The sequence below is a fragment of the Streptomyces sp. NPDC048659 genome, assembly GCF_040650575.1.
Classification (GTDB): Bacteria; Actinomycetota; Actinomycetes; order Streptomycetales; family Streptomycetaceae; genus Streptomyces.
On the sequence record NZ_JBEZHM010000039.1, the window covers coordinates 53,533 to 76,361 of the forward strand.

The following is a 22,829-nucleotide window of genomic DNA, read 5'->3' on the forward strand; positions in this document are numbered from 1 at the left end:
CACGGCGCGGCTCAGAGCCAGCCGCGCTCCCGGGCGGCCCGGGCGGCTTCGACCCGCGTCCGGCTGCCTGTCTTCGCGATGGCCGAGGAGAGGTGGTTGCGCACCGTGCCGTGCGCGACATGCAGCCGTGCGGCGACCTCGGTGAGCGGAGCACCCGACTCCGAGGCCTCCAGCATGTCCCGTTCGCGCGGGGTGAGCGGATTGGGCACGGCGGTCAGGGCCGTCAGGGCCACGGTCGCGTCGATCACCCGCTGTCCCGCAGCCACCTGACGGATGGTTCTCACGATCTCCACCACCGCGGCGTCCTTGGCCAGGAAGCCGTCGGCCTTGGCGGCCAGGGCGCGCGTGAGGTAGCCCGGCTGACCGAAGGAGGTCAGGATGATCACACGGCACTGGGGGAGTTGCTGCTTGACCCACTTGGTCACGGCGAGGCCGTCCTGGCCCGGCATGTCGATGTCGAGGAGCGCCACGTCCGGCCGGTGGCGCTGGATGGCGGCGACCGCTTCGTCGGCGTCGTGGGCCAACGCCAGCACGGAGATGTCCTCCTCCTGGTCGAGCAGCTGGCCGAGGGCGTCTGCGATGGTCCGCTGGTCGTCCGCGAGCACGACGGTGATCACTGGTTGTCTTCCTCTCGTCGGGACGGCTCCGGAGCCGGTACGGAGTCGGTGGGCCCGCGGCGGACTGGTGCCTCGGCGACGACCTGGAAGCACGTGCCTCGGTGGTCGGTCCGAAGCGTCCCGCCCAGAACGGACATCTGGGCCAGCATACTGGCCAGTCCGGTGCCCGCCCCGGGGCCGAGGGGGTCGGCGGGCGAGTGCGGCCGGGCCTGCGGTGCCCCGTTGTTGGTGATGGTGAGACGGATGCCGGCAGGACCGACGCGGAGGGAGATCCGCATCCGGTCCGCGGTGCTGTGCCGCAGGAGGTTCGCGGTGCACTCGCCCGGCACCCAGCCGAAGGCGTTTCTCAGGCGGGGCCCCAGGGCGTCCAGCGCGCCCAGAGCGCGAAGGGTGCCCGGGGTGTTGAAGGATCCGAGGGCACCGGGGCCGTCCGGGGCGCCCGGCTCGTCCCCCGGCGTCGCGGTCCGGCGACGGGTTCCGCCGCCGCGGCGGGTGCTCCACGACGCGGCAGTCGGCCTGGACGCCCACTGCGCGCGGGATGGTGACCGCCCGGTCGAGCGCCGCGCCGAGGCGGACGTCCCGGCGGTAGCCGGGGTCGGCGAAACGGGCCTCGTGCAGCACCGCCCGCAACCGCCGTTCCAGTACGGTCCATTCCGCCGGTGCGGCCCCGCCCCGGCTTCCGGTCGAAGCGCCGGAGCCCCGGGCCAGGACCGCGAGGCGGTCGAGTCGGTCCCCGACCGGGTCGGCGGGCCAGGGCTCTGCCGGGGTGCCCATGGAGGCGATGCCCGGAGAGGGGCCGCGGAACGGCGGGCGTAGCCACCGGGCGGCCAGGCCTCCCGGGCCGGCCGGGACCGGCGTCACCGCTTTCGGGCGGCCCGCCGGAACGCCGCCAGCGCGAGCGCTGCGAAGGCCGCGGTCCAGACCGCGAACACGGCCGGAGTCTGCCAGCCGGGCAGCCCGCCGGAGATCAGCGTGCGCCCGGACTCGGCGACCTGGAAGGACGGCGTCAGGGTGCTCAGGCTGGCCACCCAGCCGGGAAGGACCTCCGCCGGCAGCCACAGGCCGCCGAGCAGCGCGAAGAACATCAACGCGATCATGCTGGCCGCGTAACTGGTCTCGCCCGTGGTCGTCAGGCCGATGACCACGCCCAGCGCGCTGAACGAGAGAGAGCCGACCGCGACGACCAGCAGAGCCAGTGCCCAGCGCTCCGGTGCCATGCGCACGCCGTTGAACAGTGAGCCGGTCACGAAGACGGCCAGGACGGCCGGGACGCCGACCGACACGGCCGACAGCAGCTTCCCGAGCACCACCTGGGCCGCGGTCAGCGGAGTCAGCGTCAGCTGCTGGAACCAGCCGCTGCCGCGTTCCTGGGACAGCCGGTGTCCCGCGGTGGACAGACAGGCGGACACCGTCGCGAAGGCCGCCATGTTCATCATGTAGTGCGAGGCGAACTCGGCTGGTGGAGAGTCGCCCAACCGCCCCTTGTTGAGCTGGACGAAGACGATGTTCATCATGACCGGCATCAGCAGGGTCATGACCAGGAAGCGGGGATTGCGCAGCGTGCGCCGTACTTCGAAGAGCAAGTAGGACACCATGGGGGAGTTCAGCCTCCGTGAGGGGTGGGGAGCGGGGACGGCGCCGGGCCGGGCCGACGGGCGGCCGAGGCGACGACGGACAGGTAGGCCTCCTCCAGGTCCACCGCCTGCACTTGGAGGTCGTAGCTGTCCGGCACACGGTGCACCAGGGCCCGGACGGTCGCGTCGGGGTCCGTCGTGCGCACGGTCAGGGTGTCGGCCTCCGTACTGCATCCGGTCGCGCCGGGCAGCGCGAGCAGCTCCGCGGACGGGACCTGCCGGGCGCAGCGGAACCGGACGGTCGAGCCGCCCGAGCGCCGGCGCAGTTCCTGCGGGGTCTCGTCGGCGACCGTGCGGCCTTGGGCGATGACGACGACCCGATCCGCGGCGTGCTCCACCTCGCTCATGTGGTGGGTGGAGAACAGGACGGACCGGCCGTCGGCTGCCGCGGCGCCGACCTGGCCCCAGAACGAGTGCCGGGAGGCGACGTCCATCTCGTTCGTCGGCTCATCCAGGACCAGCAGCTGCGGCCGCCCGACCAGGGTCAAGGCGAACCGCACGCGCTGGCGCTGGCCGCCGGAGAGCTTCTCCACGCGGAGGCCGGCGATGTCCTCCAGCGACGCCGCGGCGAGCGCCTCGGCGACGGGCAGCGGATCGCGGTGCAGCGAGGCGACGAAGGAGAGCAGCTCCCGCACCGTCACCTGCTCGGCGAGGCCCGCCGTCTGGAGCATCGCGCCGACCCGGCCCGCCTCGAGGGCGCCGCGCGGGGCGGACCCGTACACCCGGACCGAGCCCTCGGTGGGGGCGATGAGGTCCAGCAGCGTGCCGATCAACGTGGACTTGCCCGCGCCGTTCGGGCCGAGCAGAGCAACGATCTCGCCCGGACGCACCCGGAAGTCGACGCCGTCCACGGCATCGACTTCCGATCCCGGATAGCGGACCCGCAAGCCGCGCACGTCGACCGCGAGAATTCCTGAATTCACGCCCTTTGTCGTGTCCGTGCGTTCCGCTTCCACGAATGTCACCTCTTGGCTCAGTTCTGCGCGTGTAGGGCGATTCGAGCCTATTTCGCTTCATCGGTGCTTGCCAAGGTTCGTTTGTCGGGCATGACCCATGACAGTTGTCACGGGTTTTGCTGCATTGATGACGGAGAACGGTCGGAGGGGGTCTGCCCGGAAACTCTCGGGGAAGGGTTTCCTCAAGTGGGGCCGGACGTGAGGGCCGGTCGTGGTCCGGGTGGAGCCGGAACTTCGAGTGACAGTCGTCATGGTGCGGGGGCTTTTCTGTGCGCTCTGTCACCGGTCGCGTCTGACAATCGTCATCAGAATTGGTGATCATTTGACGGATCGTCGGAATGGGTGTCAGAAATGTGTCACCGGCCGGACGGGGCGAACGAATCCGGAAGGTTGGAAGGCGGCAAGTCGCCGCAATCATCGAATTCTCTTGAAGGAGACATCATGTCGAACACCGTCAACCCGGCCGCCGGCATCGACTTCGACGGCCTGGACCTCGAGGTCCTGGAAGTCGGCGAGGTCCGCGACGCCGTGCAGCTCCCGGAGACGGGCGCCTCCTCCGGCAGCAGCAGCTGCGACTCGCACTCCACCTGCGGCTCGACCTCCACCTGCTGCATCTGATCCCCCTCGTGGACGACCACGGCGGATGACCTCGCTCGGGGGGCGGCGGGACACCCCGTCTCCCCCCGAGAGGGCGCCGCAGGCCAGCCCCTGACGCCAAGGAAGACCCGCATGCCGAGTGCAGTGACCACTCAGCCGGCAGAACCCCACGCGGCCACCGCCGGCGCGTCCCGGATCGGGGCGGCGCCCTGGGTCCTGGTGCGTGCCAACCTCGTGACCGCGCCGCCCCGCCCCCGACTCCACCACCAGGCCCTCGACGAGCTCCACCGCCTCCGCGACGCGCGGCACCGCTCCGCCCGCGCACTGCTGGCCGCGCTGTTCACCCTGGGCAGCCGCGATCAGCAGCCCGAACTTCGCCGGGCGGCCGTCGCGCTGGCCCGGCGGATCCGGCGCGACGTGGACGCCGTGGCCACCCCGCCCGCCGTCCCGCCCGCCCCCGCTGACGTGCTCCCCACGGCCGTGCGGGATGCCGCCGAGCACTGGCGCACCGCCCTCGGCACCGAACACGAGGCCCTGGCCCGGCTCTCAGCCCTGGCCGCGCGCCAGCTCGCGGGCGAACGCTCATGGCTGTCCGCGACCCTCGCCGACCCCGCGTTCCAGCTGGCCGCCACCATGTCCAGCGTCTCCCTGGCCCACACCGCGCGACGCTACGCCGAGGCCGCCGGCCGCCCGGACAGGCAACTGCGCAAGCGCGAGCCCCGGCTGCTGCGCACTGCGGCCCGCGCCCTGCACCGCACGAGCCCCTTCTCTCACTACACCGCGGTCGGCCTGGCCTGGGACGCCGCCGGGGCCGACACCGCCGTGGCCGTGGACGCCGGGCCGCTCGACCTGGACCCGGACACCGGTCTGTCCGCCCGCCTGACCACCGACCTGGCCGCCCTGCACCGTCTGGTCCGCGCCCGCTCGGCAGCTCTCGGCGGAGCCGGGCCGCTGACCGCCGCCGCGGTCGCCGCCGACGACGGATCGGTTCTGGTGTTCCAGCAGCCCGTGGACGACCCCGACGGCCAGTCCCGGATCGTCGACGGCCGTGGCCGAACCGTCAGCCTGCGCGCCACCCCCGCCGTCCGCACCGTCCTCGGAGCCCTCGCCGGGGGCCCGCGCTCGCGCGACGGCTTGGCCGCGCAGCTCGGCGGCACCAGCCCCGACCGGACCCGCCGCGCCGCCGCCCTCGTCGACGAGCTGCTGGCCGCCGGAGCCCTGCGCCACTGGGATCCCGTCGACCCCGACGACCCCGACCCCGTGAGATCCGCCGCCGACCGGCTCCGGTCCCTCGCAGACCCCGGCACCGAACGGCTGGCCGACGACCTCGTCGCCATCGCCGCCGCCACCGAAGCCCTTCACCCGCGGGACGGCTCGGGCGACCGTGCGGGCGCGGCCCTGGCGCTGGCGGACACCTGGACCGCCGCGGGGGCGAGCCCCGCACGGCCCGCGTACGAGGACGTGTCGGCCGCCCGCCCGGTGGCCTTCCCCGCCGCGGCCTGGGCCGAGGTCCGGAACGACCTGGCCGCGCTCACCGCCGTCGCCGACGTCTTCGACAACACGCACATCGGGCACGCGATCCTGCACGGCTCCCTTGCCGCCGAGGTCGGCGTCGGCGGCACCCTGCCCTTCACGGAACTCGCCCGGCGCCTGCCCGAGTTCCTGGCCGGACAGTCCCTCGACCGAGACCGGCTGCTGGCCGAGGTGTGCGCCTCGAGCCCCGCCGTCGCCACGCTCGTCGAGATGCGCGCGCAGGCCGCCGCCGAACTCGCCGCCGCGGGCCGAGCCGGTCAGAGCGAGGTCGTCTGGACCCCCGCCCGGCTGCGACGCTGGGCCGAGGCCGTCCCCACCGAACTGCGGCGTGAACGACAAGCCCTGGCCTACTTCGTCCAGCCCACCGGCCGTGATGACCGGTCCGACGGCACCCCGCGGGTCACAGGGGCCGTCCTCAACGCCGTTCACGACGGCTACGCCCAGATGGCCTCCCGCTTCCTGAGTGGCTGGGGCGACGGCGTCATCATGGCCGTCCGCGAGAGCCTCGCCGGGCTGCTCGGCCCCGACGCGGTCGAGCTTCGGCCGGTGCACGGCTTCAACGCCAACGTCCACCCGGCGCTGCTGGAGCGGTCCTTCACCACGACGGACCGGCCCCACTCCCATGTGCCCGGCGCGGACCTCCTCGACCCTGCGCAGGTGCGCGTCCGCGTCGGCGCGCACACCCTCCGCGCCGAGGGCCCGGACGGGCGCCCCGTCCATCCGGCCTACTTCGGCTTTCTGGTGCCCTTCCTGCTGCCCGCCCGGGACGCGGCCCTGTACATGCTCGGCCGCGGCCCGCTGGTCCGGATGGACCTGGGCGCGGACGTGGAGCGCACCAGCGACCCCGCGGCGATCGTGCACCATCCGCGGGTGACCGCCGGGCGGGTCGTGGTGACCCGTCGTGCCTGGACCATGCAGGCCGGGGCGTTCCCCGTCCGAGGTCCCGGCGACGACGACACCACCGCCCTCCTCGCCATGGAGTCCTTCCGCCGCCGTCACGGCATCCCCGCCCGGGTCTTCGTCCGGGCCGAACCACAGGCCGAGGGTGCCTGGCAGCAGTTCGTCGCCATGCGCACCAAGCCGGTTCCGGTGGACCTCCGTTCGATGCTCGACCTGCGCTCGCTGCCCGCCTGGACGGCCGGAGCGGCACGCATCCGGGTCACCGAGGCACTGCCCGACACCGAGGACCGGCCCACCGATCTGCTGGCCGGCGACCGGTGCACCGAATACGTCCTGGAGACCGTCGTGGCCGCCGGACCCGCCCCCGTCGAGACCAGAGGACCGGAGGACTCATGACGAACGACCCGAGCACGGGCACCGCCCGACCGCGCGTCCTGGTGCTGTCCCACCACGCCGACAGCAAGCTCGCCCTGGCCACGGACCTCGCCGCGACGCTGCTCGCGCAGCACGGGACGGGGACCGGGGCCACAGGCGGCTCCGGTCCCCACGTCGGAATGGAACGGCACTGGCTGCGCGGACCGCACATCCGGATCTGGGCCGCGCCCGACCGCCTCAACGCCCTGGCCGGAACCGCCCGGACCGTACTCGGCAGGCACCCCTCGCCGCAGCGCCTGGAGGAACGAATCCACCTGGACCGCTCGGAGGCCCTGGGCCGGGCCGAACTCGTCCCCGGCCCCTACGGACCGCTGCGCCCCGACAACACCGTCGCCGTCGAGGAGCTGCCCGCCGGTCCGATCACCGAGCTCATCGGCGGCGCCGGCCTGCGCCTCAAGCAGCGAGTCGCGGCTGAATTCCTGCCCGCCCTCGCGGTCTCCCGAAGTCTCGACTCCTTGCCGGGCGGGCTGCGGGCCGTCCCGGCGATGGTCGCGCTGGCCGCCACCTGGCCGGTCGGCGGAGTGCGATCCGGCCACCTCACCTACCGCTCCCACCTGGAGGAGTACCTCCACCTCGGTGACCCCGAAGGGCGGCTGCGGGCGCGGTTCGCCGGCCGGCACGCGCAGATCGCGGACGCCGTGGACCGGCTCGTCGGAGACGTCCTCGCCGGTATCGACGACGACCACCCGGACGGGGCCCGCCGTGGCCCGTACACCGGCGACGACCCGGTGACCGCTGCCTGGTCCGCGGCCTTCGGCCGGGCCTTGGCCCACGCCACCGCGGCAGCGGAACGTGGCGAGCTCGGCGAGGACCTCGGCTCCGGCTACGCCGCCCTGGCGGCCCGTCACTGGCCCGCGGACCGGGCTCGCTGGGAGTTCGGCGAGGACCGCGGCTACAGCGAGTTCCACCGGACCCTGCGGGGCCTCGACCACCTGCCCGAACGGGTCCACGTCACCGAGTTCGCCGCCTACCGCTTCGTCGTCAACCAGTTCCTGCGCACCGTCCCGCTGCTCGATGTCTCACCCGTGGAGCGGTACTTCGCGGCGTTCGCGCTGTGCGCCTCCGTCGAGCGGCTGCTCGGCGTCGACTGGCGCGGACTTCTCGCCACCGGGGCGGAGGCGCGCTCATGACGACACCACCGGCCACGTGGCCGACCACGGCGCCGGCGACCTCCGCGGCACCTCCGACTTCTTCGGATACGGCACCTGACACCGTCCCGGCCGCCTCCCCGGCCGCGGCACCGGCCGCCCCGCGGGGGAGCCTGTCCGGCGTGCCCCGGCTGCGGCCCGGCGCCGGGGTACGGGCCGTCGACGACGGCCTCGTCCTGCACCGGCCCGGCGCCACCGTCCGGCTGCGCACCGCTCCCGGCCTGCCCGCGCTCTGGCGGGCCACCGGCATCGGGCTGGTCACCGGCCCGGACCCCGGGCCCGGACAGGACGGTGCCCGCCGGGCTCGGGCCGTCCTGACCGCGCTGCTCGACGAACACGGTTTGCTGACCCGCCGCGACGTCACCCCGGGGGAGGCCCAGACGGCCGCCCTCGCCTCCGACGACTCCTGGTGGGACCCCGCCGGACTGGACTGGGAGCTGGCCGGCGGCCCGGAGTGGACAGCCGCCGCCAGGGCCGCCCTCGACGGTCAGGCCGTTCCGGCCCGGACCACCGTCCTGGCGGGCGGACCGGGGGCGCTGCTCCGCGTGTCGGCCCTCACCACCGACGGCCACCGGGTCGCCGGCGCCGCCGTGCTGCCCCACGCGGAGGGCGCCGCGGTGGTCGACACCACGGCCCTGGAGCGGTTCCGACGCCTCTCCCCACCCCTTCGGCCCGCCGTCAGGGCAGCCATGCCCTCGGTGGCGGCCGCCGTCGCCGCGCACCGGGTGCTGCGAGCACTGGCCGGGCGGGCGCGGGCCGACCAGTGGCACCACGTCGGGACCGACGGCGTACGGCTGCGCGCCCTGCCCGCGGACGCCGACCTCGCCCCCCGTGCGCCGCTGCCCCTCGGCGCGCCCCGCCGGACCGCGCCCGACGACTTCGGCCCGGTCATCGACGCCCTCCGCGCGGACTGGGACCCCGAACTCGGCCCCTGGCGGGAGCCACACCCCGGACGACTGCTCCAGATGCCGACCGCGCTGGCCGCGGTCACCGGCCCGCGCGTCGTCGTCGGGCTCGGCGACACGCACGACGCGGCCTGGGTGGCCGCCGCCCTCGGTGCCTCCCGGCTCGCGGCGGCCGCCGCAGCCCCTCCGGGCGCCCTCGCGATCGCCGGGCTCGGCGACCTCGGCCTGGTCGCGGACCTCGGCATACGCGCTGCCGTGGTCCTCGCGCCCCCGCACGCCGACGCACCGGAGCAGTGGCAGCCGGTCGACCCGCTCCCGGAGGTGGCGCGGATCCGCTGGGCCGAGGGCATCGCCGTCCTCGCTCCCGCAGGAACGCCCCGCCTCGGTGCGGTCCGGCTGCACCACGGGGGACCGCTGCCCGTGGCCGAGGCCGACCTCTGGCTGCCAGGCGCGGACGCACCCGTGCCGCACCGGGCGGCCGCGGCGGACGCGGACACGGCCGTGGCGGAGGCGCTTCGCCTGGCCACTGCCCGCACCCAGCTCCTGGTGGGAGAGGGGAACGCGGGCGCGAAGCTGTCGGCCGAGGCCGTCGACCCACACGCCACCGCCCTAGCGGCGCTGAACGGGGACACGGAGCTGGTCGACCGGCTGGCGGCCGGGGGCGGCGACGCCGAGGCGTTCCGGCAAGCCCTGGAAAGCCTCGCGGCGCTGCTGCCGGGAACGACCGTTCGCCAAGCGGCCGTCGGACCGCGGTGGCGGGAAGCCGCCGTACACGTGGGATGGGTGGGCGCATCGTGACGCTGACGACCAAGACCCCGGCCGGGACCGAGACGCGGACCGCTCCGTCCGCCGTCGCGCAGGCCTCGGCGGACGGGGGCGAGGCGGCTGCGGCGGCCGACGGGGCCGCGGTGGCCCTCGACGCGCCTGTCGTGGCCGACCTGGCTCGGGCTCGGCTGGCGCGGGTCCTGCGGGACTGGGCTGCGGCGCAGGACACCGTGACGGCCCTCGTCGGTTTCGACGCCGCCCCGGCCGCCGAGGCCGGCCGCCTCGACGCCCTGGCTCGGGACGCGGGCCGCCACACCCTTGCCGCCCGCCTGATCGGCGACGTCCTCCAGCTCGGCCCGCTGCTGCCGCCCGGCGGCCGCGGCTGCCTGCTCTGCGCCGACAGCCGTCACCGAGCGGTGCTCGACGACACGGGACTCGACCCGGCCGCCACCGAGGCGGGGCCGGAGATCGCCGACGACCTCGGCCGGGCCCTGCCCGGCGCGCACTGGCTCCCCGCGCTGCCGGCCCTCCTGACGGAGCTCGGGCGGCGCACCCACGGCTGCGACGAGGCCACCGGCCGCCCCATTCTCTGCATCGACCTGGTCTCGGCCACCCTCACCTGGCACCGGCTCACCCCCGTCGTCGGCTGCCGCGGTTGCGACGACACCGCCGCGGACCCTCAGCCCGGCCCCTTCGTCCACCGCCCGATGAACGCCCCCGGCTCGCTGCGCTGCCAGGACGTGCCCGACGGGGAACACCTGGAACGCCTGCTCGTCGACCACCGCTTCGGCCCGATGCGCCGCGCCTACCGTGACGCCTTCGCCCCCGGCGCGCTCGTCGGTGTCGAGGTGGCGCTGCCGCGGGTGCACCGCCGACTGTGGGGGTACGGGCGAGGAGACGACCACGCCGGAGCCCGCACGGTCGGGCTCCTGGAGGCCGTCGAGCGCGAAAGCGGCTGTCGTCCGCAGCGCCGCCACGACAAGGTCACCGCGAGCTACAGCGAACTCGGCGACCGGGCCCTGGATCCCGCCCTGCTGGGCCTGCCCGATGCCGGGTACGAGGACCACCCCGCCTCGATCCTCGACCCGTACCGGCCGGACACCGTCACCACGTGGGTCCCGGCCTGGTCCCACGCCGAGCAGCGCCACCTCCTGGTCCCGGAACACGTCGCGCACTACGGCGTCCCCTCCCGGCCGGACCGGGCGATGTTCGTCTACGAGTGCTCCAACGGCTGCGCCGTCGGCGCCAACCGGGAGGAGGCGACCTTGCACGCGGCTCTCGAGGTCCTCGAACGGGACGCCTTCCTGCTGCGTTGGTACGCCCGCGAGGCGGCCCCGCCGATCGCCCCCGGGACGCTCACCGACCCGACCGCACTGCTCTTCCGGCAGCGGGCGCAGGCCGAGGGCTACACGGTCCACCTCTTCGACGCGACTACGGACACCGGCGTCCCCGTGGTCCAGGCCCTCGCCGTCGCGCCCGACCGGCCCGACGCCGCCAGCTTCTCCGCCGCGGGCGCCCACTTCGACCCGCAGCGGGCCGTCCGGGCGGCGCTGCTGGAGGTCGTGGTGATGATCCTCCTCCAGGGCCGTCGTCCCGGCGTGGACCGCGACCGGCGACTCGCGATGCTCCAGGACCCCACGCTGGTCGAGGACATGGAGGACCATGTCGCGCTGTACACCCTCCCGGAGTCACTGCACCGCTTCGACTACCTGCTGGAATCCGGGCTGCCCGCGACCGACCTGTCCGCACACCGGGAGCGGTGGGAGCGGATCCGACGCAGCGACGACCTGACTGGCCTGCTCACGGAGGTGCTCGACGCGATGACCGCCGCCGGAGTGCCGCCCGTCGTCGTCGACCTGACGAGCCGTCGGGACGCCGCTCTCGGACTGGCCACCGTCAAGCTCGTCGCGCCCGGGGCGGTGCCGGTGACCTTCGGGCACGTCCACCACCGCACCACCGGACTGCCCCGCCTGGACCGGGCGCGAGCCCGCACCGGACACCGCGGAGCGCCGCTGCCGCACCCGTTCCCCTGAGACCACGGCGCCCGTCGGCAACCCCGCCGATCGCCGTCCGTCCGGCCCGTCGTCGCTGTCGCCCCGCTCCCGAGGAAGACCCATGCCCACCACCCCGAAACCCAGAGCCTCCTCCGCCACTGCCGGCATCACCGGTGCCGACCGTGCCGGGTCCCGCTGGCAGTCCCTGCACGTCTTCGCGCACGGCGACCGGACCACCGCCGACCACCTGTACCTCGCCGCGGCCTCGGAGGGCCGCCGGGCCGTGGCCGAGGACCGGGCCGCTGGATGGTTCGCCCTGCGGTACTGGGAAGGAGGCCCGCACGTCCGGCTGCGGCTGCACGACGCCCGCCCCGGAGCCGCCGAAGCGGTCGCGGACCGCCTGGCCGCCGCCGTACCCGGACTGCCGGGGGCCGCGCCGCTCGACGCGGACGCCTTCTACGCCCGCACCGCCGACCCGGACGGGGCCGCGAACCTGGGCTGGCAGCCCTCGGGCACCGTCCTGCGGCCCCCGTACCTGCCCGAGACCGACCGCTACGGCGGCCCCCGGGCACTGCCCTACGGCGAACGGCTCTTCGAACTGTCCAGTGAGGTGGCCGCTGCCGCCCTCCCCGCCGTCCTGGCGGGCACCTCGCGGACCGGCGCGGCCCTCGGGCTGCTCGCCGGGCACGTCGCCGGCCTGCTGGACGCGGGCTTCGACGAGACCGTCACGGCCGCGGTGCTGCGCCGGTACGCGCTCGCCTGGGCCGACCTGCCCGGGGCTCCCCGGCTCGATGTCGCGGCCGCCCGTGCCCGCGCCGAGGCCGAGCACGACCGGCACCCCGAACAGTTCCGACAGGCCGTCGCCCGGCTACGGGCCTCCCGCCCGGCCCCGGCCGGGCTGCCGGGGCGCTGGGCAGCCGCCGTCCGTGCGTACGCCCATGACCTGGCGGGACTCGGCGACGACCTGCGACACGGCCCGTGGCCCGCGCTGACCAGCCAGTGGCACATGCTGGCCAATCGGATGGGTGTCCCCGTCGCCGACGAGGCGTTCCTCGCCTGGCTGGCGAGCCTCGCACTGGCCGGCGCGGGCGGCCCTGAGACCATGCACGCCACCGGCCGCACCGCGGCCTCGGACTTCCTCCAGGCAGGCAAGTTCCGGCGCGGCGCGATGGCCCGCCAGGCGCCGCGCAAGGGGGCGGCCCGCCCCGATCCGGCGGACGCCCCCGATCTGCGCGCCGACAGCGACGTCCCGCTGCCCACCGCCGATCCGGCGCGGCTGGAGGCCCCCGCCCTTGCGGACGCCCTCGCCGGGCGCCGCAGCGCGTACGGCCGTTTCGCGGGCGAACTGGACGCCGTCGAACTGGGCACACTGCTCGGCCTTGCGGCCGGGGTCACCGACACCGTCGAGGCACAGGAGGAGGGGCGGCCGGTCCACCTCGACCTGTACGCGCACCCCTCCGCGGGCGCCGTCCGCCCGGTGCTTCTCGACGTCATCGTGCAGCGGGTGGCCGGAATCGCACCAGGTGCCTACCGCTACCTGCCCGGCTCCCACTCCCTGGCCCCTCGCGCGGCAGTGGACGCCGCCGCCCTGCTTGCCGCCTCCCCCTACACGGAGCCGCGCGGCGGGGGACCGCGGCCGGTCGTCGCCGAGGAGGCACCGGTGCTCCTGGTCCTGGGCGTGGCGCCCGGGGCGATCACCCCCCGGTACGGGCAGCGCGGCATCCGCTTCGCCCTGCTCGAAGCCGGCCACCTCGCACAGAACCTGCTGCTCACCGCTACCGCGCTTGGTCTGAGGACGCTGCCGGTGGGGGGCTTCTACGACGACGAGCTGGCCCTGGCCGCCGGGTGGGACGGCCTCGTCGCCCAGCCGCTGTACCTGATCCCGGTGGGGGTGGGGCGGTGAACCGCAGGGTCGTGACCGTCCCCAACCCGGACCTGCGGGGGCTCTTGGCGGAGCGGGCCCGGGAATTCCGGTTCGTGGCCGGGGCAGAGCGGGAGAACGCGGAGCTGGCGGTGGTGGAACGGTCCGGCTGGCTGGTGACCGGAGACGCCGAACTGGCCGGGGCCGGGGCCGGGGACGGCGCGGAGCGGCGGCCCGTGCCGACCGGTGCCCTGCCGCACCACGCGGCCGTGCTGGCCGGGCTGCTCCGCCGGCTCGACCCGGCCCGCCCCGGCGACTGGTACGCCCTCGACCTCGACGGGCTGCGACTGCGTGGAGGCAACGGTGCCCCGGATCTCGGCTGACCAGCGCATCCCCGCCCTCCTCGACGCCGTCCGCGGCGGCCGGCTCCCGGCCCGCCTCGCACCCGGAGGCCCGCCTGCGGGGCTCGGGGTCGGCCGTGGTCCCGACGGGCTCCTGGTGACCGGGGGACCGCGGACCTGGCGGCTCACCGGAGCCGCGGGCACCCGGCTGGGCGCGGTCCTGGCCGGGCGCACACCGGACCTCGCGGAGGCGGAGCTGCTGCACGCGCTCGGCCTGTGGGAACACCACGTCCCCGCGCTGACTGCCGCGCAGCACGGGGCCTTCGCGGATCCCGCCGTCCGCGACGCGGCCCTGCGCTTCTGCGGCCGCTGGGCCGCGACCACCCGCCACCACCCGGGTGGCGCCGCGGCCCTCTCCGCCTGGCGCGGGATCCGCCCGGTGGTCGTGGGGCACTCCGTCCTGGCCCGCGCGATCACCCACGCCTTGACCCACACCTGGCCGACCCCACCGCCCGGGGCTACGACCGCCCCGGCGGGACCCCCGCCGCCCGGGTGCGGAACCAGAGCTGCGAGTGTCGGCACCGGTGACGCCGGAGCAGCGCGGCCCGGTCCTGTCCTGGCGGGGGAGCCCCTGAGACACCCGGCCGTCCTTCGTGCCGTCCCGACGGGTGCCGGGTCGCCCGGCGCCGCAGCCGGGGCCGCCGCTTCCGGCGCCTGTGGTGGGCCCCGTGCGGCAGTCCACGGTGAGCACGGCCCGACCCGGCCGCTGCACCGAGGCGCGGAGCCGGCTCCGCGCCGTCCCGCCGGGGAACCCGCAGTGGGTGCGCCGGAGCTGCGGGAGCTCGTCCTCGTCGTGGACCAGGAGGCGGACCCCTTGGAGGCGCGGCCGCAGCTGCTGGTGCGCGGCTTCGGCGAGAGCGTCCGGATCGGTCCCTGGACGGAGCCCGGGGAGACGCCGTGCCCGGGTTGCGTCGCCCGGGAACCCGCCGTGCCGCCCCGGCCCGTGACCGGGGACCTGGAGCTGCTGGCCGCGCTCGCCGTCGCCGAGGCCGTGCACACCTCCGCCGGGCTCGGGCGTGGAGCCAGGCCGGGCCTCGTCGTCGAGCACACGCCCGCCACCGGCACCACTCGGGCCCTCGGCACCGGTCCCACCCCCGACTGCGCCCACTGCGCCGGGCGCCCCGCACGGCCCGGCCGGGCCCGCGCCGCAGCCGAGGCGCTTCCCGCACTGTTGCTCGGGGCCGCCCCGCCGCGTCGCTGGCGTGCTCCGGCAGCGGAGGAAGTCCACTATTCGGAGGCCGCCGTCGGTCTCCAGCACGCCGCACTGCCCGGGGAGCCCTTGACCCCCGGCCTCACCGCACTGCCGTCGGAGCCCTGCTGGACGGAGTTCCTCGTACGGGTGGCCGGACGGCGTTCCGTGGCCCCGGCGGTCGATCGCTGGGCCCCCTCCGCGGGCAACCTCGGAGCGGGTGCGCTCCTGGTGCCCGGCCGCGAAGGCTTGTTGCTGGTGCAGCCCTGCCCGGACACGGACGATCCCTCCGCCCTCCGGGCCGCACGGGTCCCCGTCGGACCGTCCGGCGACGGCTTCGGCCTGGCTGTCGACGTGGGTCGGCTGGTGGACAAGTACGGCGGCTCCGGGGCCCGGATCGCCGCCGCCGAGGCCGGTGCGCTGCTCGCACAGGCCATCACGGCCGCCGCCGCTTCCGGCCTGCGGGCCCGGGCCGTCTCAGGCCCGCCGACCATACTGCCGCCGGGCTTCCAGGCGTACGGCGGCCTCCGGATCACTTCCGGCCACCCACGCGACCCGCGTGCCGAAGCCGCCCTCTGGGCGCGCCGAAGCCGCCGCGACCTGCGCTGGAGCCCCGCCGCCGACCGGGTGGCCCTGCGCCGTGCCCTGGGGCAGGCCCGCAGCCAGGCCCGGGCCGCCAGGATCGACACTTCCGGCATCCGGCTCACCCTGCTCCCACCCGGCACCGCGGACGACGTCCTCATGCAGCCCGGCCTGCCCGGACGGGCCGCGGTGCTGCTCGCGCACACCGACCTCACCGTGCGCGGCGGCCCCGACGTAGTGCGGGACGCGGCCGCGCTGCTGGCCCTGACCGCCCTGGCCGGGGGACCGGACGGGCTGCACTCCTGCCTGGTCCACGGCCTCGTGCCGGTCGTGGCGGCGGCCCGGCTCGGCGGAGGGCTGATCGACCGGGCGGCACTGATCGGCCTCCTGGTGGGCCACGGACCGAAGGACTCCCATGCCTGACACTCCACCCGAGCCCGCACCCCGCGCCGACCCCCCGGCTCACTCCGGACCGCACACACCCGCCGCATCCCGGCCCATGGCCCTGGCCGCGCCTCCCGTTCCGCGTGGAGGGGACGTTGCGGTCGAAGCCCCGGCCGCTCCCCGGGCCGCTGACGACGCCCCGGCTCCGGCCGCGCCGGGCTCCGTGGTGTGCTCCGGTGCCGGACGGCGAGTGCTGGTGCTGCGCCCCGTCACCGTGGTCGTGCCCGCGCCGGAGGGCCTCTTCATCCGCAGCCCACGCGGCGAGTACACGCTCCGGGCTCCCGCACTCGGCCGGGCCTGGCCGAGCCTTGCGGCGCACCTCGAATCGGGAGCCGTTCCGGAGCTGCTGCCGGGCTCGCTCGTGGAGGCCCTGCTCGGTACGGGAGCCGCAGTGCAGGTGCCCGCCGCCCTGGCCGGGTCCGAGCTGCCCTGGCACCGGTACGCCCTGGCCTGGGCGGCAAACCCGGCCGCAGCCGTCGACCGCATCGCGACGGCCCGCTGGGAGGTGTCCGGAGGCCCGGTGGAAACCGGGGCGGTACGGGCCGCCGCGCACGACTGGGGCCTGGCGGAGCCCGGCGGTACCGCATCCCCTGCGGGCGGCGGGCACGGGCTCCGGCTGGTCTGCCGGGGCGGCGGCGGCCGGTTCGTGTTGAGGCTGGTCGCCCGCGACGGCGTCCTCGTGGTGGAGCGGGCCGACGGGGGCCTCGCGCCCGAGCCGCTCCCGGGCGGCTTCGCCCCGCCGGTGCGCGCGGTGGCCGCCGCGGCCGCGCTCCACGCCGGGCTGGTCCTCGCCTCCGGCCCCGGCGGCTGGGAGTGGCCCGGACTCCCGGTGACCGTCGATCCCCGCACCCTCACCCTGACCGGTGCCGACGGCACATCCAGCCGCTAGGGCGCTCCGTCCCTCACGATCCGACCAACCATCCGATGAACGCAAAGACACTTCCTTGGAGGCCCCTTGACCCCCGAGCCCGCGCTCACATGGGATCTGGTCGCCGCCGGCCGCCCGCAGGGTCGACCCGTCTACGACCGGCCCGCACCGCTGCCCGGCCCCGTCCTCCCGCTGCCCTACCCCGGCACACTTCCGCTTGCGGGCTCCGAGGCGGACGTGGCCGCCGCCGCGGCGGGGCTCGACCCGCTCACCGCCGTTACCGCGGTGGCCGACGGCACTCTCGGGATGCGGCGCCTCGAACCCCGAGACCTGGTCGGCCCGCACGCGGCCACCGCCTCCGTGCGCGGGGTCCGCGCCGCCCGCCTGACCCTGACCTCCGCCGGGCACACCGCCGAGTATGACCCCGTGCGCCACGCCGCGGCGCCCGCAGGGGCCGGATTCGTCCCCGCCGGACTGCGGCTCGAAGCGGACGTCACCAGGGTCCCCGCGGGCTACGCCCCGGTGCGCGAGGTGGTCGGCCTGCTCGAGGCCGGGATGCACCACGCCACCGCGGCCTGGCTCATGGCGTTGCTGCTGCCTGAGTGGGTCCGAAAGGGGGCGGCCGCGGTGACTCCCGGCCGCTGCCCGGTCTCGGCCTGGCAGGCCCCGGGCCCCGCGCCCGCTCCTGCCCCGAGGCCCGCGCCCGCTTCCGTCCCGGGCCCCGTCTGGCCCTTCGACCCCACCCGCTTCGCCCGTCCCTTCGGTGCCCTCCTCGGCCGCACCGGCGTCCTCGACGCCCTGTGCCGACGCAGTGCCGGCCGCGGCCCGCTCGGCCTCGCTCCCGCCCGGCTCCCCGACCCTCGGGGACCGCACGCCCTCACGGAGCTGCTCCGGGCGGCCGCTGCGGACCTCGGCCTGCCGGTCGTGACGCCCGGTACCGGGGCCAGGGGCGGGGCCGGGCGGACCACGCCGGAAGCGGCCCCGCTGCGTCTGCTCCCCGTTGCCCCGGCCGCCGTCGCGGCCGCGTTCACGTACCCCGCGGACCGGGTGGACGCGGCCGCATGCGACGTCGGCTTCGTTCTGGCCGCCCGTCGGAACCCGGCCCACGCCCCCGCGGTCGTCTGCGGGGCCCTCCTTGCGGCCGGGGCCTGTTACCAGCGGCTGGCTCTGGCCGCCGGGGCTCACGGGTACTTCCTGCGCCCCGTCCGCAGCGTCCGGGCCCCCGAACTCGCCGCTTCCGCAGGGCTCCGGTCCGACGAGGCGGTGCTGCTCACCCTCCTCGGCGGCCGCAGTCGTTACACGGAACTCTCACTCCCCGTGGGGGCCCCGTTCCAGCCGTTGGCGACGGAGGGAGAGGGCTCGCTGCACGGTCGACTGGTGGCCACGGACGGAAGGGGAGCCTGGCGTGGTGGAGGTGAGCTCGACGGGAGCGATCGGGGTGGAGTACGCCCACGTTGATGCCGGGGAGGAGAGGAAGCCAGAGTGCTAACAGCAGGATGGGTGCAACGGATCCTCCGGGGCGGGGCTCTTGCGGCGGTCGGGAGGCCCGAACCCTACGTCCGCCGCCTGACGCCCGCTGACATGCTCCAGAGCCATTCTGGCCTTCGTTTGCGGCCACGTGGTCTCGCCTGAGCGCCACTTGCGCACCGTCACCTCGGACAGCTCGCCGCGCGGCGAGGCTTTCTGCGTGACGTCCCGGATGGCCGTGTTCAGGGCCTTGGCGAGTCCGAGCGCCGTCCAGTCTTCTTCGCCACCCAGGCGATGAACGCCGCATCCCCGAGCATGGGGCATCCCCTCACGGTAAAGGCGGGCGGCACCTTCGCAAGTGGCGCGCGCCCGCGCGCGAGGACGTCGAGGGCGCAGCCGAGCTCGCCCCGCTCGTCGCCGGGATGCTGGAGCAGTTGGGCGACATCAAGCGCACGCAGGTTGTCCTGCGCTGGACCGAGAACCGCACCGTGGGGGCACCCGAGTGAAGAGGGGCCACCGTTGCAGGGAGTGTCCCGGCCGGGACAGCCGAGGAGACGTGCCCCGTATCGGACCGGCGTGGAACACCTCGCCCACGGCCTTGCCCACCGGCTGCCTGTGGGCCTTCGCCACCCTCGGCCACTCATCCGGAGCCAACGCCCGCTGTCGGCGTCGCGGGAGGCCGGAGACTGGCCTGCCCAGGCTCTGCTGCAGCTGTTCAATCGCATGCCCGGCCGGCTCCCCGTTCCATCGCGTCCTGGACGGGCGACCGTGTCCACAGGCGACGCCGGCCCGGCGACTCCCGGGAAAGGCCGGAAACAGGCCGGGGGTTCGAAATTCGGAGCCCGGCCCCGCCGACGGGCCCTCCCTCTGTTCCTCACGCCGTACGACGGCCGACGGGCGGCGCACGGGGCGTCTGCTGAGGCGCGGGCCGAATGGTCCAGCCCGGCGGAACCCTCGCGGCCCAGCGCCACGAAGGTCCGGACGGGGAGCGCGGACGCCATGGTCCACCCGTGCACGGCGCCCGTGCAGGAGGCCGGGACGCCGGACCCTGGCACCGCGGACGGTCGGCCCGGGCCGTCGCGCCCCCGGATCGCGCCACACTGGCTGCCGTACCGCGCCGGAAATCGTCCGGTGACCGCAGCCCCCGAAATCCCCCCGAAGGGAACACGACGGGCACTGGGCTTTGCATCCTTGTGGCGAAAGGCGGGAGGGAGGCATGAAGATCTGCTCCATGTCACCCGAGATCACGCCTGAGACCGTCTCCGCGACCACTCCCGAAACTGGGCGGTGGACCTCGATACACGGCCAGCCGTACCGCTCCGCCCCGTACCGGCCGGAGCGGATGCCGCAGCCGGAATCTCTCTCTCGCGCCGCCGAGTTGCGGGTGCGGATGGACGAGCGGCGAACCGTGCGCCACTTTTCTCCCGATCCCGTGCCCGAGCAGGTGGTCCGGGATGCGATCGCCTGTGCGGCGACCGCTCCCTCCGGGGCGCACCAGCAGCCCTGGACCTTCGTTCTGGTCAAGGACCCGGCCTTGCGGCAGCGGATCCGCGCCGCCGCCGAGCAGGAGGAGGAGCTCTCCTACGACGGCCGGCTGGGTGACGAGTGGCTCGCGGCGCTGCGTCCGCTGGGTACGGACGCGGTGAAGACCCATCTCACGGATGCCCCGGCGCTGATCGTGGTCTTCCAGCAGCGCTACTGGCTCGGTCCGGACGGCACGAAGCACAAGCACTACTACGTCGACGAGTCGGTCGGCATCGCGGTCGGCATGCTGCTGTCCGCTCTCCACCTGTCCGGGCTGGCGGCACTGACCCACACCCCGAGCCCGATGCGCTTCCTCTCCCACGTCCTCGACCGCCCCGAGAACGAGAAGGCCTTCGCGGTGATCCCGGTCGGCTACCCCGCGGACGACTGCGAGGTGCCCGACCTGGTCCGCAAGTCCCTGGACCAGGTCCTGATCGAGCTCTAGGTTCCGTCGTCACGTGCCACGCCGTCATCAGGAGCGTTGCGGCGATGACGGCTGCGTCATATTGGCAGCGCTGGGGTTCTATCCGGTCGGCAGACGTTCCTGAGCTTTCGCTTCAGGCACGTGAAGCAGCGCCCACGTTGTTGCGGTGTTGTACGCCCCGAGTCGAACTGCGGCGCTGAGGTGTACTTCGCCCGATCCGCGAGCGGGCCGGCCATCTCCCAACCGCGGCCGACATCGAGTATCGCCTCGGTTGCCCTGGTCAGCGGCGCCGTCCGGTTGCTTCCGCAAGACAGGTACTCGACACCGGTCAACGTGAGAACCCCGCGCGTGGCCAGGAGCAGCTCTTCGTACATCTCGGTCAGGCTGATCCGATGGGTCTGGAACGCCAGTACCAGGTCAAGCGATCCGGTGTGCACCTGATCAAGGAGGCCGGCGAAAGCCTCGCCGTCGCCATCTTCGTCATGGGTGACCCCATGACGAAGATGGATGAGCATGACCAGGAGCCGGTCGATGAACACCAGCCGCTACTTCTCGCCGGCACCCACAGCACGCCGCCGCGGCCGGGAGGCCAGCTGTGCCTGGTGACGTTCATGCCATAACGGGCCAAGGTCCGCGTCGCGTTCAGCGATCACGTCGGCTGACAAGCCCGTGATCCGACGGTTGCTGACGATCGCTGCACGAGTCACGGTTCCGACCGGCCCACCATGATCGACCACTCGTCGCTCGACGTGTCACCGCTTACTGTGCACGAGCTCGTCAGTTGCCGGGGAAGACCGTGCCGAGGGGCTTCCAGCCGTTCGGGCCCGAGGTGTCGCCGCCGTCGAAGAGCCAGGCGGACACGGAGCCGGCGGGACCGGCCAGGAGGTAGTCGGCGTGGGTGTCGCCGTCGAAGTCGGCCAGCTCGACCCGGTTGTGGTCGGTGGTCACCCCGGTCGCCGTCCGGCCCAGGAACCGCCAGCCGCCGTGGCCGTCGCCGCCCCGGTTGAGATAGGTGATGACCGAACCGTCGGGGGCGACGGCCCAGTAGTCGGCGCGGCCGTCGCCGTCGTGGTCGGCGAGGCGGACCCGCGTGCGGTCCTGGGTGGTACCAGTGGCCACCTGGCCCAGGGGGCGCCAGCCGGTGCTGCCCGTGGCGTCGCCGCCCCGGTTGAGCCAGGCGTTCACCGCGCCGTTGTCGGCGACGGTGAGGTAGTCCGCCCGGCCGTCGCCGTCGAAGTCCGCGAGCCGGACCTGCTCAGGCCTGGTGGTGGTGCCCGTGGCCACCGTGCCGATGCCCTGCCAGCCGCTCGCGCCCACGACGTCACCGCCGTGGTTCAGCCACACGCGCACCGAACCGTCGGCCTGTATCGCCCAGTAGTCGGCGCGGCCGTCGCCGTCGAAGTCGGCGAGCCGGACCCGGGTGCGGTCGTTCGTGGTGCCGGTGGCGACCGCGCCGAGCGCCTGCCAGCCGCCGCCCGGTGTGCCACCCCGGTTCAGCCAGGCGCGCACCTCGCCGTTGTCCGCGATGGTGAGCCGGTCGGTGCGGCCGTCGCCGTCGAAGTCGGCCCAGCGGACGGAACCGGTGCCGCCCGCCTCGTTCCCGGCCCGCGGGGCCTTGGCCCGGACGACCCACCCGTCGGTGACCGCCTGCTCCAGGGCGTCGTCGTACACCCGGGCCATCTTGCGGTACCCGGCGTCGTTGGGGTGGATGCCGTCGGGGAGTTCGGTGGCGACGTCCACGTTCGGCGCGTCGACGAAGGTGAACCGTTCCCCGCGAGCACGCCTGTCGAGCTGCTGGTCGCGGATGAGGCCGTTGAACCGGATGGTCTCGTCCGCGACCCCGGTCGTCTCGGTGAACAGGCCCTGGACGATGACGGTCAAGCCGGGCCGGTTGGCGAAGAGCGTGTCGATCAGCTCCGTCATCCGGCGCGCGTGTCGATGAGCCCGAAGCCCTGCGGGAACTCCTCCAGGAACTCACGGCGAGCGGGGTTGGTCTCGGCAGCTGCCATCTCCCCGAGCAGGACGATCAGCTCCTGTCGCTGATCACTCGACAGCGTGCTGACCACGTGTGCGACGCCCTCCATGACCTTGACCGCATCGTCCTGGTCCATCTGCTCGTCTTCACTGCCGTCGATGAACCACAGGACATCGACCAAAGCCTCGGCCAAGGCACGAGTCAGGAACGGGTACGAAGACGTCACGACGGTCTCCCAGCAGATCAACGGCAGAGCCCGGCCATCCCACCACACACCACCGACATCACTTTCCGTGAGCCTCCACAGAAAGTGGACCAGAGTCCGTTCTCGTGGATATAGCCAGGGCGGGGGAGTGGGGTGTCTGGTTTGTCGGTTTCGGTGAAAGTGGTTCGGATGGCGCCTGGTGTGGGATAGAACTGCAGGTCACGGAGTCTGCTCCCCGCCTGCGTGGGGATGGTCCCAGCCCGCAGTCCGCGCCGAACGAGATCGCCAACTACTCCTCGCGCCCCCGGGGATGGTCCCAAGATCGGCGACCAGACCGTAAGCGGCGTCTGCGGGTCATGACGACGCTGGCCGTTTTGGGGTGCCGGATGTGGGACGCTGCTTCGT

General features: G+C 74.7%; 17 protein-coding genes. 11 read left to right on the forward strand and 6 right to left on the reverse strand.

Going from position 1 to position 22,829, the window contains the following annotated elements; all coding sequences use genetic code 11:
• Positions 1-11 precede the first annotated feature (11 nt).
• The 3 genes from AB0C99_RS26410 to AB0C99_RS26420 all read right to left on the reverse strand — a co-directional run bounded on the left by AB0C99_RS26410 (position 12) and on the right by AB0C99_RS26420 (position 3,174).
• The gene (locus AB0C99_RS26410) at positions 12-617 is read right to left on the reverse strand and encodes a response regulator transcription factor (RefSeq protein ID WP_362479763.1); all 606 of its coding nucleotides are present in this window, start codon (positions 615-617) and stop codon (positions 12-14) included.
• A gap of 857 nt (positions 618-1,474) precedes the next feature.
• Positions 1,475-2,212 (reverse strand): ABC transporter permease, encoded by a 738-nt coding sequence (locus AB0C99_RS26415; RefSeq protein ID WP_362479766.1) that lies wholly within the window; start codon positions 2,210-2,212, stop codon positions 1,475-1,477.
• An 8-nt stretch (positions 2,213-2,220) separates the two neighbouring features.
• Entirely contained in the window at positions 2,221-3,174 is a 954-nt protein-coding gene (locus AB0C99_RS26420; protein ID WP_362479769.1) for an ABC transporter ATP-binding protein, read from the reverse strand.
• 474 nt (positions 3,175-3,648) lie between these two features.
• Here AB0C99_RS26420 and AB0C99_RS26425 point away from each other — a divergent pair, with 474 nt between their 5' ends.
• From AB0C99_RS26425 to AB0C99_RS26475, 11 genes are all read left to right on the forward strand, one after another.
• Positions 3,649-3,825, forward strand: a complete 177-nt coding sequence (locus tag AB0C99_RS26425) for a thiazolylpeptide-type bacteriocin (RefSeq protein ID WP_362479772.1) — start codon at positions 3,649-3,651, stop codon at positions 3,823-3,825.
• Between the two features lie 111 nt (positions 3,826-3,936).
• On the forward strand, positions 3,937-6,633 hold the full coding sequence (locus AB0C99_RS26430) for a lantibiotic dehydratase (protein WP_362479775.1): 2,697 nt from the start codon (positions 3,937-3,939) through the stop codon (positions 6,631-6,633).
• The gene (locus AB0C99_RS26435) at positions 6,630-7,802 is read left to right on the forward strand and encodes a hypothetical protein (RefSeq protein ID WP_362479778.1); all 1,173 of its coding nucleotides are present in this window, start codon (positions 6,630-6,632) and stop codon (positions 7,800-7,802) included. Before AB0C99_RS26430 ends, AB0C99_RS26435 begins: the two co-directional genes overlap by 4 nt.
• Before the next feature lie 140 nt (positions 7,803-7,942).
• Positions 7,943-9,523 (forward strand): hypothetical protein, encoded by a 1,581-nt coding sequence (locus tag AB0C99_RS26440; protein WP_362479781.1) that lies wholly within the window; start codon positions 7,943-7,945, stop codon positions 9,521-9,523.
• Positions 9,520-11,523, forward strand: a complete 2,004-nt coding sequence (locus AB0C99_RS26445) for a TOMM precursor leader peptide-binding protein (RefSeq protein WP_362479784.1) — start codon at positions 9,520-9,522, stop codon at positions 11,521-11,523. Before AB0C99_RS26440 ends, AB0C99_RS26445 begins: the two co-directional genes overlap by 4 nt.
• Positions 11,524-11,605: 82 nt before the next feature.
• Entirely contained in the window at positions 11,606-13,387 is a 1,782-nt protein-coding gene (locus tag AB0C99_RS26450) for a lantibiotic dehydratase C-terminal domain-containing protein (protein WP_362479787.1), read from the forward strand.
• Positions 13,384-13,728 (forward strand): hypothetical protein, encoded by a 345-nt coding sequence (locus AB0C99_RS26455; RefSeq protein ID WP_362479790.1) that lies wholly within the window; start codon positions 13,384-13,386, stop codon positions 13,726-13,728. Before AB0C99_RS26450 ends, AB0C99_RS26455 begins: the two co-directional genes overlap by 4 nt.
• Positions 13,709-15,940, forward strand: coding sequence for a hypothetical protein (locus AB0C99_RS26460; RefSeq protein ID WP_362479793.1), 2,232 nt, complete (start codon positions 13,709-13,711; stop codon positions 15,938-15,940). The genes AB0C99_RS26455 and AB0C99_RS26460 overlap by 20 nt, the downstream gene beginning before the upstream one ends.
• Before the next feature lie 217 nt (positions 15,941-16,157).
• Positions 16,158-16,850 (forward strand): hypothetical protein, encoded by a 693-nt coding sequence (locus AB0C99_RS26465; protein ID WP_362479796.1) that lies wholly within the window; start codon positions 16,158-16,160, stop codon positions 16,848-16,850.
• A 66-nt stretch (positions 16,851-16,916) separates the two neighbouring features.
• Entirely contained in the window at positions 16,917-18,287 is a 1,371-nt protein-coding gene (locus AB0C99_RS26470; RefSeq protein ID WP_362479799.1) for a hypothetical protein, read from the forward strand.
• Positions 18,288-19,527: 1,240 nt separating this feature from the next.
• Positions 19,528-20,265 carry a nitroreductase family protein gene (locus tag AB0C99_RS26475; protein ID WP_362479802.1) on the forward strand — a complete coding sequence of 246 codons (738 nt, stop codon included), beginning with the start codon at positions 19,528-19,530 and terminating at the stop codon, positions 20,263-20,265.
• Between the two features lie 56 nt (positions 20,266-20,321).
• Here AB0C99_RS26475 and AB0C99_RS26480 read toward each other — a convergent pair whose 3' ends face one another.
• The 3 genes from AB0C99_RS26480 to AB0C99_RS26490 all read right to left on the reverse strand — a co-directional run bounded on the left by AB0C99_RS26480 (position 20,322) and on the right by AB0C99_RS26490 (position 22,445).
• Entirely contained in the window at positions 20,322-20,783 is a 462-nt protein-coding gene (locus AB0C99_RS26480) for a hypothetical protein (protein WP_362479804.1), read from the reverse strand.
• Between the two features lie 238 nt (positions 20,784-21,021).
• Positions 21,022-22,167, reverse strand: coding sequence for an FG-GAP-like repeat-containing protein (locus AB0C99_RS26485; protein WP_362479807.1), 1,146 nt, complete (start codon positions 22,165-22,167; stop codon positions 21,022-21,024).
• The gene (locus AB0C99_RS26490) at positions 22,164-22,445 is read right to left on the reverse strand and encodes a hypothetical protein (protein ID WP_362479810.1); all 282 of its coding nucleotides are present in this window, start codon (positions 22,443-22,445) and stop codon (positions 22,164-22,166) included. Before AB0C99_RS26490 ends, AB0C99_RS26485 begins: the two co-directional genes overlap by 4 nt.
• Positions 22,446-22,829 lie beyond the last annotated feature (384 nt).

Excerpts from the sequence above, each read along its gene's own strand:
- AB0C99_RS26415 (WP_362479766.1), bottom strand. The coding sequence starts at position 2,212 with ATGGTGTCCTACTTGCTCTTCGAAGTACGGCGCACGCTGCGCAATCCC.
- AB0C99_RS26425 (WP_362479772.1), top strand. The coding sequence starts at position 3,649 with ATGTCGAACACCGTCAACCCGGCCGCCGGCATCGACTTCGACGGCCTG.
- AB0C99_RS26430 (WP_362479775.1), top strand. The coding sequence starts at position 3,937 with ATGCCGAGTGCAGTGACCACTCAGCCGGCAGAACCCCACGCGGCCACC.
- AB0C99_RS26435 (WP_362479778.1), top strand. The coding sequence starts at position 6,630 with ATGACGAACGACCCGAGCACGGGCACCGCCCGACCGCGCGTCCTGGTG.
- AB0C99_RS26450 (WP_362479787.1), top strand. The coding sequence starts at position 11,606 with ATGCCCACCACCCCGAAACCCAGAGCCTCCTCCGCCACTGCCGGCATC.
- AB0C99_RS26475 (WP_362479802.1), top strand. The coding sequence starts at position 19,528 with ATGTCACCCGAGATCACGCCTGAGACCGTCTCCGCGACCACTCCCGAA.
- AB0C99_RS26485 (WP_362479807.1), bottom strand. The coding sequence starts at position 22,167 with ATGACGGAGCTGATCGACACGCTCTTCGCCAACCGGCCCGGCTTGACC.